We start from the raw sequence: 17,350 nt of genomic DNA on the forward strand, positions 1-17,350 counted from the left end.
GTGGCGGCAGTTTTTGTTGTTTTCAGTACTGGCTCAATGCCAGCGCAGCAGCGCCGAAAGCGGCGCTATGTTGTGTGGGTAGCGTGGAGAGGCTCACCGGCGGCAGCATGAGTGGTGCGTCATCGTCCGGCGCAGGTGCCTGCGCCATGACGGCGGCTTGCAAACCCACCATGAACGGGGTGGGCAAAGTCCCGCCCAGATAAAGGCTGGGTGGGTCGAGCAGCGCGGTGACGGCATAGAGTAGCTGATACAGTTCGCCCGCCGCACGTTGGACCCAGCGCACTCCGGCAGGCGAGTCTGCCAGAGTTTGCCAGTTGGCATCGGTCGTCGTGGCGGGCAACGACTCGCCTGCCGCTTGCAGGTAATCATGCAGATCGTCAAACGACGGGCGTGATTGCGCGCGTGTGCGCAGTGCGCCTATCTCACCGGCGTTACCCTGTCGGCCTCGGTGGAGCTCACCGTTGAAGATCAGGGCGCCGCCAATCCCTTTACCGATATACAGGTAAAAAAAGCTGTCATCCGGGGCGGCGGAACCAAAATGCAGTTCGCCGATGGCGGCGCAGTTGGCGTCGTTTTCCACCAACACCGGGCAGCCCAGCCGTTCACTCAATTGCCGGGCGATATCGACCCCGCGCCAGGCCGCCAGACCGGGGGCTATCCACACAGGCATGGCTCCGCCGTCAAAGCGGGCGGGCAGTGCCAGGCTGACAGCCAGCAGCCGTTCGCGTGCCTGTGGTATGGCATCAAGCTGGCTGTTAATCGCATTGGCCAGCGTATCCGCGACTGACGCCACCCGCCGAAAATCACCACGCAGAGTGGTGTGTGCCACGGCTTGCCCGGCGTAATCCATCAGAATCAGGCAAATCAGGTCGTATTCCGCGTACACCCCCAGCACATAGCCTGCCTGAGCCGCTGGTCGCAGGTTGATTTGTGGCGGGCCACGCCGCCCCTGAGCCCGGTCGCTCTCTTCCAGCAGGCCAAGGTTGAGCATGTCTCTGGTCATCATACTGACGGCGGCGGTCGTCAGGCCGCTGGCGGCGGCCAGGGCGCTGCGTGACAGGCTGCCAGAGCGGCGCAGCAACCCCAGCAGCTTGCGGTGGGTGGTGGTGAGTTCTCGCTTTTCCATGGGTATCCGTTGTCCCGGTTCTGTCCGGTTTCCTTCATACGTCTGCAATATAATTAAGCTACTTAATTAATTCGTCAACCCCAATAACAGGATGGTACCCGTGCGTAAACTTGTCTCGTTATCCCTGACAGCGTTACTGGTGAGCGGGCTAATGGCCCACACGGCGGTAGCGGATGTTATCAAACTCAAGCTCTGGACCCTGAATGACAGAAACGCGCCGATGCGCACCGTCAATATCGAAGAGGCGGCGGCGGTGCTCAACCAGCAATTCGCCGATGCGGGTGTGGATCGCAAAATAGTTATCGATTCCCATGCCAGCGCGGTACAAGGCTGGGATGATCTGGCGCTGGATACGCTGAAAGCCTTCGGTGTGAATCAGGGGCCGGATATTGTGCTGCTGCCGCACGAGTGGATTGGCGAGTTCGCCCGCAATGGTTACGCCATGCCGATGGATGGGCAAATCAAAGCCAACCCGTGGGTGTACGCCGATATTCTGCCGGTATTGTGGGAGGCGATGAAGTATCAGGGCAAGGTGTACGGCATACCGCAGGATGCGGAAATCCGCATGTTTTTCTATAACAAGGACATGCTGCGCAAGATTGGCAAAGACGAAACGTTTATCGATAGCCTGCCTGCCCGTGTCGACAGCGGCGATTTCACGCTGGATGACCTGACGGCGCTGGCCAAAGAGGTGGTCGACCGTCAGGTAGCGCCAATCGGCATGTTGCACCGCCCGAATGTCGGTATCGATTACCTGATGGTGTTTGCCGCGTGCGGTGCCAGATTTATGGGTGAGAAGACTGGCAAACTGTTATTTGCGAAAAAAGAAACCCAGGCAGCCCTCAGCTGGTATGCCCGCAATGTCGCAGCGGGTGTCACGCCGACCGATAACACCGCCATGAGCTGGGACGCTATCCAGACGGCGTTCAAGCAGGAAAAAGCCTTCCTGTTCCATCAAGGGATTTGGGCGATGGCCTGGCAAGTGAACGATAGCTTTGGCCCGGCGTGGCCTGCCGATAAAGCGGGATACACCCACAAGATTGGCTGGATTGCCGCTCCGGCGTTGGTGAGAGGCGGTAAACCTGCCAACCTGTCGCACCCTATCGCTTACGTGGTCAGCAACAAGAGCCAGTATAAGGATCTGGCGGCGCAGTTGGTGGCTATCGCCAGCCTGCCTTACTACAACAATCGCCACGACATCAGCTCCTATCACACCGCTATCAGCCACGCTCAGGCCGCCATGCCGCAGTACACCGATAACTGGGCGCTGAGTGAAGCCGGCAAGATGATGAAAAATATTACCTTCGTGCCGAATCACGCCCGATTTGGCGACTACAACCGCGTGCTGTTTAAAGGCTTGCAGGCGGTGGAAACCAAACGGATGACGCCAGCGCAGGCGGTGGACTTTATTGCCGACGAACTGGAAACCCAGTTGGGCAAGGATGTGGAAATCGTCGATAGCCTGCATTGATGGCAGGCATCGTGGGCGCGAGTGTTATCCACGTTGATGAACGAGGTGGTGTATGTCTGTGACGTTGTCGAACCGCACGGCTGGGGTACATCCGGCGCATTGGCTGGCCCCGGCCATCTCGGTGCTGGCGGTGTTTTTTGTCGCGCCGATGCTGCTCAATGTGGTGATTGCGTTTAGCGATATGGGCAGCAACGTGCAGATAAGCGCCTTTGGTACCGACAACCTGATGCGGTTGCTGGTGTCGGACAAGCGCCTGCCCGCTATCTTGCTGACCACACTGGTGTATGTGGTCAGTACGCTGCTGTTGTTCAACCTGGGGCTGGGGATTGTGCTGGCGATTGCCACCACGGCGGTGCCGCCTGCGTTGGGAGCATTGTTTCGCGGTATCTGGTTTTTGCCGCGTATTTCCCCCTCGGTGTTGTACGCGCTGTTGTGGATTTGGGCGGCGGACCCGTCGCCCCACAGCCTGATCAATCAGGTGGTGGTCGGCTTATTCGGGCTGCCGCCGCTCAACCTGCGTAATGACCATCCGATGGTGTTGATTGTGGTGGCTAACGGTCTGGTGGGGGCGTCTTTTGCCATGGTGATCCTTGCTTCCACCATTCGCGCTATTCCGGCTCACCTGTGGCATGCCGCACGTGTTGATGGTGCTGGCGAGTGGTCGGTGATTCGTCATGTGGTGCTGCCAGCGTTAAAAAGCCCGGTGTGCTTTATTGCGCTGTATCAGGCGCTGTCGCTGATGGTGACCTACGAGTACATCTTGCTGATTACCGGCGGTGGCCCGGTGTACGACACCACCACCTATGCCCTTTATATCTACCGGCGGGCGTTCGAGTCCGGTGCTTATGGTTATGGCGCGATGCTGGCGCTGGGGTTGATGGTCTTCGGTGGGCTGCTGACGCTGTTGCAGTGGCGGATGATGAACATGCGTGCGCAGTTTTCTCCGCCACGTATTGAGGTGATGCGATGACGACGATGAACGCGGTTGACTGGACGCGTCAGGCGGCGCGTTCACGCTGGAATCGGGTGGGATTTCTGGCGAGCGTGGTGCTGTTTCTGACGCTGGTATCGATACCGATTGTGACGCCGTATCTGTGGTTGTTGGCTATCTCGTTTACCCATCGGGATGGTGGTAGCGAGTATCAGGTGCTGTGGCGATTACTGACGATTGCCGCGCTGGCCTACGCCTTGTTGTTGGCGATCGCCTGGCGGGCGCGTACCGAACAGCATGCCCGCCGTTTGCGCTGGCTGGTTGGTCTGGCGGCATTACTGGTGTGCGGTTTGTGGGTCGCCCCCGAACTGACATTCCACAACTACCGTTTTTTATGGAACCCGGATGTGCAGGCCACCGGTGTACAGAGTGGTACGTTGCCGTCTGTCTGGACGGCGTTGGGCAATTCGCTGCTGTTTGCGACCGGCCATACGGTGTTGGTGACTGTACTGGCGGTACCAGCCGCCTATGCCTTATCCCGGCTTGGCTTTCGACGGCGCGAAGGGGTACTGAAAGCCTTGTTATTACTACACGCTTTTCCGGTGATGGCGCTGACGGTGGCGATTTTTATTCAGCTTTACTGGATGGGGCTGCTCAACAGTCTGTGGGGGGTGATGCTGGTGATGTGCGCCCTTGAGCTGCCGTTCGCCATTTTCGTGATGAAGAATTTTTTCGACGGCGTGTCGTGGGATATCGAAATGAGCGCCATTACCGACGGTGCCAGTCGTTTTCAGGCATTCCGGCTGGTGGTGTTGCCACAGGTGACCGGCGGCATCATCGCTATCGCCACCTTTGCCTTTTTGCGCGGCTGGGAGGAGTACATTTTTGTGCGCACCCTGCTGATTGACAGCAGCAGGATGACCATGAGCCTGTACCTGTTCTGGGCATCACAAGACAGTATGGGCGCAGATTCCGGGCTGATTGCTGCCGTCGGCGTCGTCTATATCCTGCCGGTACTGGCGTTGTACCTGTTAACCCAACAATACCTGACGCAGATGAGCGTTGGCGGAATTAAAGGCTGAATGATGGCAGAGATTGTGCTTGATGGTGTAACCAAAGCCTGGGGCGATACGCCGGTGTTGCACCCGGTGAATCTGACGCTGGCTGATGGCGAGTTTGTGGCGATCCTCGGGCCATCGGGGTGTGGTAAATCCACCACCTTATTTTTGCTGGCCGGGCTGTATGCGCCGACACAAGGACAGATTCTGTTCGACGGTCAGCGGGTTAATGGCGTTGATGCGCGTGATCGCAATGTTGGCGTGGTGTTCCAGTCTTACGCGCTCTACCCGCATCTGAATGTGTACGACAACATTGCGTTCCCGCTGCGTTTTAAACCCGACGAGCGTGCCGGGCGTGACCAGCGGGTGCGGGAAGCGGCCGCACTGGTGCAGGTATCGGAACTGCTGGATCGCAAACCATCGGCACTGTCCGGTGGTCAGCAACAGCGGGTGGCGCTGGCGCGCGCGCTGGTAAAACGGCCGTCGCTGCTATTACTGGATGAACCGCTATCCAACCTTGATGCCACCTTGCGTATGACAATGCGTACCGAACTGAAAGCGATTCATGCCCGTTCGCGCGCCACCACATTGATGGTCACCCATGACCAGCTGGAGGCGATGACGCTCGCCAGCCGCATTATCTGTATGAATCAAGGGCGGGTGGAGCAAATCGGCACCCCGCAACAGCTCTATCGCCAGCCCGCTAATACCTTTGTCGCCAGCTTTATCGGCTCGCCGCCGATTTGTCTGCTGCCGGGGTACGTCAGTGGACATCAGTTGACGGTGGGTGAGGTCGGTTGGGAACTGTCATCGGCGTATCAGGGGGCCGTGACGCTCGGTATCCGACCGGAAGACGTCACGCTGAAGCCTGCGGCTCCCGGGCTGTTGATGGGGCGTATCGAACACGTTGAACCGATGGGTCGGGAAATCCTCTACCGCCTGCACACCTCGCTTGGCCCCTTGCAGGCGTTGATAGCCGGTTCAATAGCGCAGTATGACGCGGGGATGTGCGTCGGAGTATCGCTGTCGGCAGACACGCTGCTGCTGTTTGGTGCCGACGGTAATCGGCTTTGTGATGTCGGTGTGGTGCTGCCCGCCGATGACTTTCCCGCCTGCCGGACGGCAGGTTAATCTCCTTCTCTACCAACAGGTTGCCTCATGCTCATTGTCAGCTATAACATTCAATACGGTCTTGGCCGCGATGGCCGTTACGATCTGGCTCGCATTGCCGACGAAGTGCGCGGTGCGGATATCATCTGTATGCAGGAAGTAGAACGCTTCTGGCAACGCTCCGGTATGACGGACCAACCGGCGGAACTGGCCGCGTTGCTGGGTGAGTATCACTGGGTGTATGGCGCTAATCTGGATATGGACGCGAGTACGGTGGCCGAGGATGGCCAGGTTCTCAACCGCCGTCGCCAGTTTGGTACCCTGACGTTGTCGCGCAGGCCGATCCTGTCCAGCCGCAACTTCCCATTGCCGAAATTCGGTACACTCACCCAGCATTCGATTCAGCAAGGCGTGCTGGAAACGGTGGTCGACACCGATGGCGGGGCGATCCGCGTTTATAACACCCACCTCAGTCACCTGTGTACCGAGACACGCTTACCACAGGTAGATGCGATGTTGGGGATTTTTGCCCGCGCCCCGGAGGAAGGCGGTGCCTGGTGCGGTGGTCATCCTGACCCGACGGCTGGCTGGACCGAAGGCCGCATGCCGGTGATGCCACAGGAGATGATCCTGATGGGCGATTTGAACTGCCTGCCGGACAGCGACGAATACCGCCATTTGGTGGGGCCGGTGTCGCCGCATCACGGTCGGTTGGTCTGTCATCGCGGGCTGATGGATGCCTGGGTTGCGGCAGGCCAGTTGGAGAGTAGCGGCTCTACCCACCCGAATGTCGGCGGCCGGATCGATCATTGCCTGCTGACGCCTTCACTGGGGCTGACGGTACGCCGTTGCTGGGTCGATACGGAGAATCAGGGTTCCGATCACCACCCACTGTGGGTTGAACTGCAATAACCGCTAAGCAGGCCATCTGCCTGTTTTCCGCGCAGATGGCCTGCTGTAAAGGTGATGTTTTTAAGCGGAGTGATGGAGGGAGGCGTGGCGTGATGATGGGGATTTACCCCAATGCCTGCGCACAGGCCCAGGCGGAGCTCCAGGCCCACTGGAAGTTATAGCCGCCAAGCCAGCCGGTGACGTCCACCACCTCGCCGATAAAGTACAATCCGGGGCATTTGCTGGCTTCCATCGTTTTTGACGACAGTTCGCGGGTATCGACCCCGCCGAGCGTGACTTCCGCCGTGCGATAACCTTCGGTACCGTTAGGCTGTACCCGCCACTGTTGTAGCGTCGCTTCCACCTCGGCCTGTTGCGACTTGTTGAGCTGCTTTAAGGTGACATCCGGTAGTTGCCCCAATGCTTGCAGGCATTCCACCAGTCGTTTCGGCAGCCATTGCGACAACGTATTTTTCAGGCTCTGGTTCGGGTGGGCCTGACGCTCAGCGTTCAGACATTGCGCCAGATCATGCGTGGGCAACAGATTGATGGTGACAAATTCTCCCGGCTGCCAGTAGCTGGACAGTTGCAGAATGGCCGGGCCGGACAAGCCGCGGTGGGTAAACAGGATATTTTCGCGGAAGGTGGTACCGTTTGTGGCGCTGACCACCGCCGGTACTGACACGCCCGAGAGCGTTTGTAATTGCTCCAACAATGGCTTGTGCAGGGTAAACGGCACCAGTGCGGCGCGAGTCGGCAACACGTTGAGGCCAAATTGTGCCGCCAGTTGATAACCGAATGGTGTGGCCCCCAGACCGGGCATCGACAGCCCGCCGGTGGCGATAACCAGCGCAGGTGCCTGGACCACACCGGTATTGAGCTTCACCTGGAACAGCGCGTTTTTTTCTACCGATAGCACCTCGCTGCGCAGGCGCAGCGTCACGTTACCGGCATCGCACTCTTTCATTAGCATATCGACAATGTGCTGTGCGGAATCGTCGCAGAACAACTGGCCGAGCGTTTTTTCGTGATACGCGATGCCGTGGCGGCTAACCAGGCTGATGAAATCCCATTGGGTATAGCGGGCGAGGGCAGATTTACAGAAGTGTGGGTTGTGCGACAGGTAAGCCGCCGGTTCGGCGTACAGATTGGTAAAGTTGCAGCGTCCACCGCCGGACATCAGAATTTTGCGGCCCGGTTTTTTACCATTGTCCACCAGCAGCACACGTAACCCTCTCTGGCCTGCCTGTGCCGCGCAAAATAGCCCGGCTGCTCCCGCACCAATGATGATGACGTCAAACTGTTCCACATTACTCTCCCGCTCTTGCGCCGGTGATATCCGGGGGGCCGATTATAGGGGATGTCTCTTCGTCGGTCATCTGCCTGCAGGTGCCTGACGCCAGTGGTGACCGTGGGACGGTGCCTTTACCAGTAACAGAATATGTAGAGGGGTGAAATCAATAATGCATTGATTTTAATTAGCTAAATCAAAATCACCGGTAGAAGTAGCGTAATTTAAGTCAAAATAATGTCATATTTTGCTTTTCCCGTTTCAGCTTGTCACCGATAATGCGCCGCGTTCATGACCACTACATGGCCTAACACTTATGTTACATTTATTTGCCGGGCTTGATTTCCACACCGGTCTGATGCTGGTTCTCGCCTTGCTATTTGTTCTGTTCTACGAAGCTATCAACGGCTTTCACGATACCGCCAACGCGGTAGCCACTGTTATCTATACCCGTGCGATGCGTGCCCAACTGGCGGTTGTCATGGCCGGTGTTTTCAATTTCCTTGGGGTATTGCTGGGGGGACTGAGTGTGGCGTATGCCATCGTCCACCTGCTGCCAACCGATTTGCTGCTGAACGTCAGTTCCACCCACGGGCTGGCGATGGTGTTCTCCATGCTGTTGGCGGCGATCATTTGGAACCTGGGGACCTGGTACTTTGGTTTACCGGCTTCCAGTTCCCACACCCTGATTGGTGCCATCATCGGTATTGGTTTAACCAACGCGCTGGTGAGCCACACCTCGGTGGTGGATGCACTCAATATTCCCAAAATGGTCAGTATTTTCCTGTCGCTGCTGGTATCACCGGTGGTCGGCATGATCATCGCCGGGTTGATGGTGTATCTGCTGCGTCGTTACTGGAGCGGTAATCAGAAGCGCCAGCGGATTCACCTGACACCGGTTGAGCGTGAAAAACAAGATGGCAAACGTAAGCCACCGTTCTGGACCCGTACTGCGCTGATCCTGTCTGCGGTAGGGGTGAGTTTCTCTCACGGCGCTAACGACGGTCAAAAAGGCATTGGCCTTATCATGTTGGTGCTGATTGGCGTGGCACCTGCCGGGTTTGTGCTGAATATGAGTGCCTCCGGTTATGACATTAGCCGTACCCGCGACGCGGTGGTGAATCTGCAAACCTACTATCAGTCTCATCAGGCGGCATTGGCTCATGTGATTGATTTGTCTCAGCCGGTCATCCCGGCACCGGAAAATGTGATCCCTTCCACCGGCAATAAACCGGATTTTCACTGCGATACCTCGCGTGCGTTGATTGCTGTCGACCGCGCACTGACGCTGCTGAATAATGTGAAGAGTTATGATGATCTGGCCGCAGACGATCGCGCCCGTGCTCGTCGCCTGCTGATGTGCATTTCCGATACGCTGGATCGCGTCGTCAAACTGCCGGAAACCTCGGCTGATGACAGGCGTCTGCTTAATAATCTGCGCGGTGACCTGCTCCATACTGTGGAGTACGCTCCGCTGTGGATTGTTGTTGCGGTAGCGCTGGCGTTGTCGCTCGGTACCATGGTGGGTTGGAAGCGCGTGGCGGTCACTATCGGTGAGAAGATCGGTAAAAAAGGCATGACCTATGCGCAGGGCGTCTCGGCGCAGGTAACGGCGGCGGTGTCCATCGGTATCGCCAGTTATACCGGCATGCCAGTTTCCACCACTCACGTGCTCTCGTCCGCGGTGGCGGGAACCATGATTGTCGATGGCGGCGGTGTGCAGGGGAAAACGGTGAAAAACATTATGCTGGCCTGGGTGTTTACCCTGCCGGTGTCGATGGTGCTGTCCGGGGTTCTGTACTGGCTGGCGCTGAAGGTTATCTGACGGGCGATATGCCACCACGGTATCGCATCGTTAAATCACATCGTTATCACCAAATAAGAAAGGCGGCCACCCGGTCGCCTTTCTGCTTTCAGTGTTGCGTTATTTAAGGGTTGATAGGGGTACACGACCGGTTGAGGCGTCCGCCACCGCTGTTGTCGTTCACCTCAGTGCCACATGACAAGGCCGATAAGGCTCACTACCACCAGCCCGCATAAGGCCGAGGTCAGCAGGAACTGACCCCGCACTCGTGCGCAGCGACGGATGAATTCCGGATCGTGATGGTCAAGATAACGTTGTGCGTAGATATAGCGAACCAGCCGTAATTGCTTGCTGGGCTGCCCGTGGGAGGTGAAAAAACCGCCTCCGTCCACATACTGGTACAGTAGCGGATCACAGTCTCTCAGAATCAGCAGCAGCACTCGCAACGAAGAATAATATCGCGCCATATTGATGACACAGACGACACATAAAGCCCAGAAAAGCGCAAATGTACTAATCATCATGCTTCCCTCCCGGATTATGACCCTCCAGATGCGGGTAGGCGTCGGGTCCTGCTGACGTCACATCTGTGGGTATTTATGCCACACGTTATTCACGCGATGTTATGGGGCTGCCAGACCATGGCGAGTTGCCCAGGTATTCTTCTTCACCTCGATATCCCTGTCTGGAAAAGAACCTGAAAAGTCCCTCTCCAGTTTCATTGTAGAAGAGCCTGACGCTTTTTTTCCATACCTTGCGCAAGGTTCCTGATAGCTAAAAACATCATGACTTCTTTTGATCTGGCGCGGTTTTCTCTGCCATAGACCTTGTTTTTTTCAGCTACACTTTACGCACGGGCGAGAGGCTTCCCCCTGCATACCTCAATGATTCGTGTTACAGGAACCACTACACCTGCAACGTGAAACATGACGGGTATAGCGTGAAGTATGACGGGTATAAAGAGTTATCGGCGCAAATGGGTGGTCACTTCAGGGTAAGTGGTTATCCGCCGTCGCAGAACCGTTACAAAATGTGTGGCGTTGTGATCCGTTGAACATAACCCGGAATTGAGGGGGTGTTATGCTCATGACTGCCATAGGTTGTCAGACTGGCAGGAGAAATATCTGCTGACCCATCAGTTAGTCATTAGGAAGGAGCTTAATCATGGCTTACAAACACATCCTTATTGCGGTTGACTTGTCACCGGAAAGTAAGGTGTTAGTGGAAAAAGCGGTCTCCATGGCGCGGCCGTATGATGCCAAAGTCTCTTTGATCCATGTTGACGTGAATTACTCCGATCTCTACACCGGGCTTATTGATGTCAATCTGGGCGATATGCAGCAACGCATTTCCGAGGAAACCCAGAATGCCCTGAAAGACCTGGCGGACGGTGCCGGTTATCCTATTTCGGAAACCCTGAGCGGCAGCGGTGATCTGGGTCAGGTGCTGGTCGATGCGATTCGCAAGTATGATGTTGATCTGGTGTTGTGTGGTCATCATCAGGATTTCTGGAGCAAATTGATGTCGTCCGCGCGTCAGTTGATCAATACGGTACACATCGACATGCTGATTGTGCCGCTGCGTGATGAAGAGGTGTAAGCAGCACAAACGGTGCTGATGCGCGCAGATAGACGACGATAGACCAAACCAACGATAAGGGCATAGCGATGACTATGCCCTTATTTGTTATGGAGGTTTGTTATTGGGCAATGGTATTGAGCAATGGCGATGATGAAAACGTTATCCTGAGCCTAATGGATACGGAACACCTGCACCAGTTGCGCCAGTTGCCGGGCCTGATCTTCCAGAGAGGCCGCGGCCGCCGTTGCCTGTTGTACCAGTGCGGCGTTCTGTTGGGTAACGCCGTCCATTTCATGCACCGCCTGCGTTACCTGACTGATGCCGCGTGATTGTTCATCGGAGGCGGCGACAATCTCGCTCATGATATCGTTGACCGAGGTGACGGCGGCCAGCATGTCCCGCATGGTTTTCCCGGCATTCTCCACCATACTGACCCCATGACCGACCCGTTCGGCAGATTCACCAATCAGCGCCGTGATATCCTTGACGGCATCCGCGCTGCGTTGGGCCAGGCTACGTACCTCGCCTGCCACTACCGCGAAACCACGACCCTGTTCGCCAGCGCGGGCGGCTTCCACCGCCGCATTGAGCGCCAGAATATTGGTCTGAAAGGCAATGCTGCTGATGATGGTGGTAATTTCGCTGATTTTCTTCGAACTGTCGTCAATGCTACCCATCACGCTTACCACCTGACCGACTATCTCATCACCGCGCTGGGCAATGTGCGCCGCGTTTTGTGTCAGCCGGGTAGCGCTGTGGGCGTTATCGGCGTTTTGCTTCACGGTGGCGGTGATTTGCTCCATGCTGGCGGCGGTCTCTTCCAGCGCCGCGGCCTGCTGTTCGGTGCGGGAAGCCAGGTCGACGTTACCGGCTGAAATTTCTGCGGCACCGTGGCTGACGGATTCGCTGGTGGACATCAGTTGCTCCACAATATTGCGTAACTGCTGCTGCATTTCCGACATCGCATAGAAGATGCTGCTGGTGTCTTTAGGTTGCACCGGAATGTGGAATGTCAGGTCACCTTGTGCCACCGCCAGGGCGATTCGCGCGGCCTCCGTCGGCTCACCGCCTATAGGGCGCAACACCTTGCGGGTGAAGATAACGCTAATCACCCCGGAGACGACCAGAATACTCAATAGCGTCATGAACGCGCCGATGTAGCGTAACCGTACGGATTCCGCCATGACCACCTGCTCGGGTACCGTGACGCCCAACATCCACGGCGTGCCGGTATTGCCGATAGTAATCGGCAGGTAGGCATTCATCATCTCTTTCTGGGTGAAGGAACTCATGCGGTTGGAAACAAACGGGGTTCCTGACTGGATGCTCTCCAGCAGTTTCGGGTCGCCTTCCAGTTTTTTGGTAATGCGACTGGCGTCCGGGTGGGCGATATAGTTTCCATTGGATGAAAACATCATGGCGTAACCGGCACCGCCAAACGGCTTAATGTCGTTGACCATTTTTTGCAGTGTGGCCAGCGAGAAGTCCGCAGTGACCGAACCGTAAAACTTACCGTCAATCATGATAGGTACTGCAATGGACGTGAGCAAAACATCAACCCCGTTATAGGGGTAGCTGTAAGGCTCCAGGATCACTTCCTTTTGCAGCTTTCGCGGCAACAGGTAGTAATCACCGCTGCCGGGGGTTTCGTAATCGGTCAGGTTGTGCAGCGCCACCTGACCGGCGTTATCGCGGTCCACATAGCGAACAAACCGGCCTTTCGGGTCTTGATCTGGTTGGCTGGCGTATTGTGCATCTTTTCCGTCAAAGGCATTTGGCTCAAACGCTAGCGACATAGACAGTAGTTCAGGGTGATTTTTGAGTGCGTTTTTCAGCATTTGTTCCGCTGTAGCGCGGTCTGTCGAGCCGGACTCACGTAGGCTGACAACGCTTTGCACCAGATTTCGTGCGGCAAACAATGCCACATCAATGCGATTCTGTACTGAATAGGTGCTGGCCGTTGCAGTTTGTTCCAGCACTTGCTGGACACTGGTTTTTTGTTGTTGGCCTGACTGCCACAGCAAAAAACCAATAGTGATGGCAAATCCTGCGGTAATGATGATGACAGTGGTGACAAGCACCAGCGCTCGGGTAGAAAGGGATTTTTTTCTTGTCAGCGCATCATTTCTTTTCAGCATATCAATAGTACTGACCGAAGAAACCGCAGAGGAAGCATAGGAAACCAACGGGTTAGGCATAGCAGTACTCCACTGTATAGCGTCATTAATGAATTAAATAAATAACAGCGGGAATGAATACAACTGGATACGGAGATTATTTTTTCTGTATTCAGAATTAGCATCGACCATAGTGTGCGTTTCTTTAATCGCACAATGATGACACGTCAGTGGATTTTCTGGCTTCGTCCGGTTAAATCGCGTTAGCATGCGGGCAATGAGGTTGATTATTGGGGATTATTCATGGCGATAAAACTGATTGCGATTGATATGGACGGCACGTTGCTGACGCCGGAAAACCATATTTCGCCTGCGGTAAAACAAGCGATTACGGCTGCCCGTGAAAAGGGTGTGTATGTAGCGCTGGCGACCGGACGCCCGTTCATTGGTATCGAGCGCTATTTGCAACAACTGGCGTTGCAGCAGGACGGACATTACTGCATCACCAACAATGGCGCGTTAGTGCAGAGCACATTGACGGGTGAGTGCGTGGCACAAACGACGTTGAGCTTTGAGGATTATCTCTATTTTGAAGCGCTGTCACGCGAGCTGGGGGTGCATTTCCACGCGCTTGATTTCAATTATGTCTATACCGCCAACAAAGACATTAGCGCCTACACCGTGCATGAGTCTCACCTGACCAGCATGCCACTGAAATACCGTGCGGTAGAGGAAATGGACCGCAACCTGCGTTTTCCAAAAGTGATGATGATCGATGAGCCAGAGGTGCTGGATGCCGCTATCGCCCGTATTCCACCGCAGGATTTCGCACGTTATACCATCATGAAAAGCGCGGCGTTCTATCTGGAGATTCTGGATAAGCGCGTGAATAAAGGCGAAGGGGTCAAAATGCTGGCGCAGCACCTCGGCCTGGAGCGTGATGAAGTGATGGCGTTGGGCGATCAGGAAAACGATTTGGCGATGATCGAGTTTGCTGGTCTGGGTGTAGCGATGGGCAATGCGATTGATAGCGTCAAAGCGGTGAGCCAGTTCGTTACCCGCTCTAATCGTGAAGATGGCGTGGCTTACGCGATTGAGAAGTTTGTGTTGAACGTTTGACCCCCGGCGCAGGCGGGCCAAACGTTCAGGAGTGTGCGGATCAGTCGTTAAAGAACGTCTGCTTGATGGCTAGCTCGACGCCGCGCACTTCCGCCAGCCCTTTCAGCCGCCCAATGGCAGAGTAACCGGGGTTGGTTTTCTTCTTCAGGTCATCCAGCATCTGGTGGCCGTGGTCGGGGCGCATCGGGATAGAGCGGGTGTTGCCCTGCTGACGGCGATGGTATTCTTCCGCCAGAATTGCTTTCACCACCTTCACCATGTCCACGTCACCATTCAGGTGGGCTGCTTCGTGGAAACTTTTCGGGTTGTCTTCACGGCAGGTAGCACGTAAATGGGTGAAATGGATGCGATCAGCGAAGGTTTCGATCATTTTCACCAGATCGTTGTCTGCCCGCACACCGTAAGACCCGGTACACATGGTAAAGCCATTATGGATGCTGTCCACGGTCTCTTTCAGCCACTGCATGTCCTCAATGGTGGAGACGATGCGGGGCAGGCCGAGAATCGGACGCGGTGGATCGTCCGGGTGTACCGCCAGCACGATACCGGCTTCTTCCGCCACGGGCACGATTGCCCGCAGGAATTCCGCCATGTGCTCACGCAGTTTCGCTTTATCGATACCGTCGTACTGCGCCAGTTGGGCACGGAACTGCTCCAGCGTATAGCCTTCTTCAGCACCCGGCAGACCGGCGATAATATTGCGGGTCAGCTTGTCTTTGTCAGCGTCGGTCATGGCGGCGAAATACGCGGCAGCCTGACGTTGTTCTTCATCGGTATAGTCGGCAGCGGCACCGTCACGTTTTAGCAAGTGCAGCTCAAACGCCGCGAAAGCGGTGTGATCAAAACGCAGCGCCCGGGAGCCGTCCGGCAGCGGGTATTCCAGATCGGTACGGGTCCAGTCCAGCACCGGCATGAAGTTGTAGCACACGGTATCGATACCGCAGGCACCCAGATTGCGCAGCGACTGCTGGTAATTGGCGATATAACGCCGGTAGTCGCCGGTCTGGGTTTTGATGGATTCGTGCACCGGCACGCTTTCCACCACTGACCAGGTCAGCCCTTTTTCCGCCAGCAACGCCTGACGTTGCTTAATCTCTTCAATGCTCCACACTTCCCCATTGGGGATGTGGTGCAGGGCGGTGACAATACCGGTCGCGCCCGCCTGGCGGGCATCATCCAGCGACACCGGATCGTTGGGGCCGTACCAGCGCCAGGTGTGTTCCATAATGTAGCTCCTTAAGCTATATACCCGGCATACTTCAAGTTGCAGATGCGTTGGCTTTCTTACTCGGCCCATCAATGGGCCTCGCCCTACGGGCCGCAGCAAGCAGCGTTCAAATCGGCGAGTGCCGATTTGTCACTCACCCCAGTCACTTACTGATGTAAGCTCCTGGGGATTCGCTGCGTCGCCGCGTTACAAGGCTCTTGGCGAGCCTTGCCCTGTCGGGCCAACGTACTACGTTGTTCAACACGCGAGCGTGTTGTCCTGCAACTCGAATTATTTTGGGTATAGATTGGGAAATAGTGAATATTAGATGGTCGGTCTGGTGGCCTGACCGCCTGACCAGCTCACTATTCACCACCTGTAGTGATATTTCTGTGATTTAGATCACGTAAACATCAGGCAGACGGTGCAATGACGCGCAAGCGCCAGACCGGGGCATTTAATTTTCTGACGTTTTGACGGCTATGGTAAGCTGCGGGCTATTGTTGGCATAACATGTTGGCATCACATCGGTTTACAGGACACGACGGACGGGGGATCTGGAGGGGATATGGTATTACCCACACTGAAAGTTGAGCGGTTGTATCGACAGATTTCCACACTGCTGATTAACTGCATCAGAAATGGTCAGTTTGCGGCCGGGCAATTGTTGCCTTCGGAGCGTGAGCTGGCGAAACAACTGGGGGTGAGCCGATCGTCCATCCGTGAGGCGTTGATTGCGCTGGAGATTACCGGTTGGGTAGAAATCCGTACCGGCAATGGCGTTTACGTTAACGATCCGCTGCCGGAAGCGCCGTCCGTTGTGTTGCCAGAAGACGAGTTCAGCCTGCGGGCGTTTATTCAGGCCCGTCAGGTCTACGAGGCGATGATGGCGGAACTGGCGGCGGTACATGCCACCGACGAACAGCGTGCCGCGCTACAGGAAATCACCCGCGATTTGTCTCGCCTGCACATTAATGACGCGCAGTTTCTGCATGAAGATAAGCGCTTCCACCTGTTGGTGAGCGAAATGTCTGGCAATGAGGTGTTGCAGGACATGATGGAATACCTGTGGAACAAGCGCCAGAGCAGCCGATTTGTTCGGCTGGAAACGCTCTATGCCGACTCCGATTTCCCTCGCACCATGAATCAGGATCACGCCGATATTGCCGACGCTATCATTGCGCACGACCCGGCCCGGGCGCGTGCCAGCATGGAGCGTCATCTCCAGCATGTGTACGATCATCTCTTCAGCGGTGATAAGTAAGCGTTGAATGAAGCCGGTGTGTATGGCGTTGAAAATAAAAAACCCCGGGGGGACACAGGCACCGGGGCTGAGGGATAATGATGAATTCGTGGGCAAGGATTATTTGTAGATAGTCGCATTGCCGTGCAGGGTATCTTCGCCGCCAGCGTAGGTAATGGTATACGCGGAAGCGCCAGCTGCGCTGGCTTTGTGTGCCAGTTTGTTTTGCAGCGAGGTCACGTCATTGGCGGTGGCGGACACGGCACCGATTTTTTCCAGCTGTTGAGCCTGTGCATAGCTGACGCTATGAGCGGCCGCGAAAGAACCAAAAGATACTGTGGCAAGGGCGGCGGCGATAGCGATGGTTTTGATGTTTTTCATGTCTCTTTCCTTTTTCGGTC

At 55.9% G+C, this 17,350-nt stretch carries 15 protein-coding genes; 9 read left to right on the plus strand and 6 right to left on the minus strand.

Annotated features, from left to right (window positions below):
* Nucleotides 1-22 precede the first annotated feature (22 nt).
* On the minus strand, nucleotides 23-1,126 hold the full coding sequence (locus FAZ14_RS17170; protein WP_153508929.1) for an ROK family transcriptional regulator: 1,104 nt from the start codon (nucleotides 1,124-1,126) through the stop codon (nucleotides 23-25).
* A gap of 100 nt (nucleotides 1,127-1,226) precedes the next feature.
* Between FAZ14_RS17170 and FAZ14_RS17175 the strand changes: the two genes are divergently transcribed.
* From FAZ14_RS17175 to FAZ14_RS17195, 5 genes are read left to right on the plus strand one after another with little or no spacing between them, the layout of a single operon-like run.
* A complete protein-coding gene (locus tag FAZ14_RS17175; protein ID WP_153508930.1) occupies nucleotides 1,227-2,597 on the plus strand; it encodes an extracellular solute-binding protein in 1,371 nt (456 codons plus the stop codon).
* Nucleotides 2,598-2,649: 52 nt separating this feature from the next.
* Nucleotides 2,650-3,567, plus strand: a complete 918-nt coding sequence (locus FAZ14_RS17180; RefSeq protein WP_050567054.1) for a carbohydrate ABC transporter permease — start codon at nucleotides 2,650-2,652, stop codon at nucleotides 3,565-3,567.
* Nucleotides 3,564-4,610 (plus strand): carbohydrate ABC transporter permease, encoded by a 1,047-nt coding sequence (locus FAZ14_RS17185; RefSeq protein WP_038925672.1) that lies wholly within the window; start codon nucleotides 3,564-3,566, stop codon nucleotides 4,608-4,610. Before FAZ14_RS17180 ends, FAZ14_RS17185 begins: the two co-directional genes overlap by 4 nt.
* A 3-nt stretch (nucleotides 4,611-4,613) precedes the next feature.
* Complete coding sequence (locus tag FAZ14_RS17190) at nucleotides 4,614-5,717, plus strand: ABC transporter ATP-binding protein (protein ID WP_038925727.1); 1,104 nt, start codon at nucleotides 4,614-4,616, stop codon at nucleotides 5,715-5,717.
* 27 nt (nucleotides 5,718-5,744) lie between these two features.
* Entirely contained in the window at nucleotides 5,745-6,608 is an 864-nt protein-coding gene (locus FAZ14_RS17195) for an endonuclease/exonuclease/phosphatase family protein (RefSeq protein ID WP_038925673.1), read from the plus strand.
* 103 nt (nucleotides 6,609-6,711) lie between these two features.
* On the opposite strand, the gene FAZ14_RS17200 is transcribed toward FAZ14_RS17195, so the two are convergent.
* Complete coding sequence (locus FAZ14_RS17200; protein ID WP_153508931.1) at nucleotides 6,712-7,896, minus strand: BaiN/RdsA family NAD(P)/FAD-dependent oxidoreductase; 1,185 nt, start codon at nucleotides 7,894-7,896, stop codon at nucleotides 6,712-6,714.
* 298 nt (nucleotides 7,897-8,194) lie between these two features.
* Between FAZ14_RS17200 and pitA the strand changes: the two genes are divergently transcribed.
* Nucleotides 8,195-9,703 (plus strand): inorganic phosphate transporter PitA, encoded by a 1,509-nt coding sequence (gene pitA / locus FAZ14_RS17205; protein ID WP_016942738.1) that lies wholly within the window; start codon nucleotides 8,195-8,197, stop codon nucleotides 9,701-9,703.
* A gap of 164 nt (nucleotides 9,704-9,867) precedes the next feature.
* Here pitA and uspB read toward each other — a convergent pair whose 3' ends face one another.
* Nucleotides 9,868-10,203, minus strand: a complete 336-nt coding sequence (uspB, locus tag FAZ14_RS17210; RefSeq protein WP_029456503.1) for a universal stress protein UspB — start codon at nucleotides 10,201-10,203, stop codon at nucleotides 9,868-9,870.
* A 643-nt stretch (nucleotides 10,204-10,846) separates the two neighbouring features.
* Here uspB and uspA point away from each other — a divergent pair.
* Nucleotides 10,847-11,281, plus strand: coding sequence for a universal stress protein UspA (uspA, locus tag FAZ14_RS17215; RefSeq protein ID WP_012886684.1), 435 nt, complete (start codon nucleotides 10,847-10,849; stop codon nucleotides 11,279-11,281).
* 152 nt (nucleotides 11,282-11,433) lie between these two features.
* On the opposite strand, the gene FAZ14_RS17220 is transcribed toward uspA, so the two are convergent.
* The gene (locus tag FAZ14_RS17220; protein ID WP_153508932.1) at nucleotides 11,434-13,461 is read right to left on the minus strand and encodes a methyl-accepting chemotaxis protein; all 2,028 of its coding nucleotides are present in this window, start codon (nucleotides 13,459-13,461) and stop codon (nucleotides 11,434-11,436) included.
* A gap of 222 nt (nucleotides 13,462-13,683) precedes the next feature.
* Here FAZ14_RS17220 and yidA point away from each other — a divergent pair, with 222 nt between their 5' ends.
* Entirely contained in the window at nucleotides 13,684-14,499 is an 816-nt protein-coding gene (gene yidA, locus FAZ14_RS17225; RefSeq protein WP_038906056.1) for a sugar-phosphatase, read from the plus strand.
* A 40-nt stretch (nucleotides 14,500-14,539) separates the two neighbouring features.
* On the opposite strand, the gene uxuA is transcribed toward yidA, so the two are convergent.
* Nucleotides 14,540-15,724, minus strand: a complete 1,185-nt coding sequence (uxuA, locus tag FAZ14_RS17230) for a mannonate dehydratase (protein WP_153508933.1) — start codon at nucleotides 15,722-15,724, stop codon at nucleotides 14,540-14,542.
* A gap of 550 nt (nucleotides 15,725-16,274) precedes the next feature.
* Here uxuA and FAZ14_RS17235 point away from each other — a divergent pair.
* Nucleotides 16,275-16,970 carry a FadR/GntR family transcriptional regulator gene (locus tag FAZ14_RS17235; RefSeq protein ID WP_016942743.1) on the plus strand — a complete coding sequence of 232 codons (696 nt, stop codon included), beginning with the start codon at nucleotides 16,275-16,277 and terminating at the stop codon, nucleotides 16,968-16,970.
* A 99-nt stretch (nucleotides 16,971-17,069) separates the two neighbouring features.
* Here the strand turns inward: FAZ14_RS17235 and bhsA are convergent, their stop codons facing one another.
* Complete coding sequence (bhsA, locus tag FAZ14_RS17240; RefSeq protein WP_016942744.1) at nucleotides 17,070-17,330, minus strand: multiple stress resistance protein BhsA; 261 nt, start codon at nucleotides 17,328-17,330, stop codon at nucleotides 17,070-17,072.
* Nucleotides 17,331-17,350 lie beyond the last annotated feature (20 nt).

Origin of the sequence: Dickeya oryzae, from assembly GCF_009372235.1 — a bacterium.
Classification (GTDB): domain Bacteria; phylum Pseudomonadota; class Gammaproteobacteria; order Enterobacterales; family Enterobacteriaceae; genus Dickeya; species Dickeya oryzae.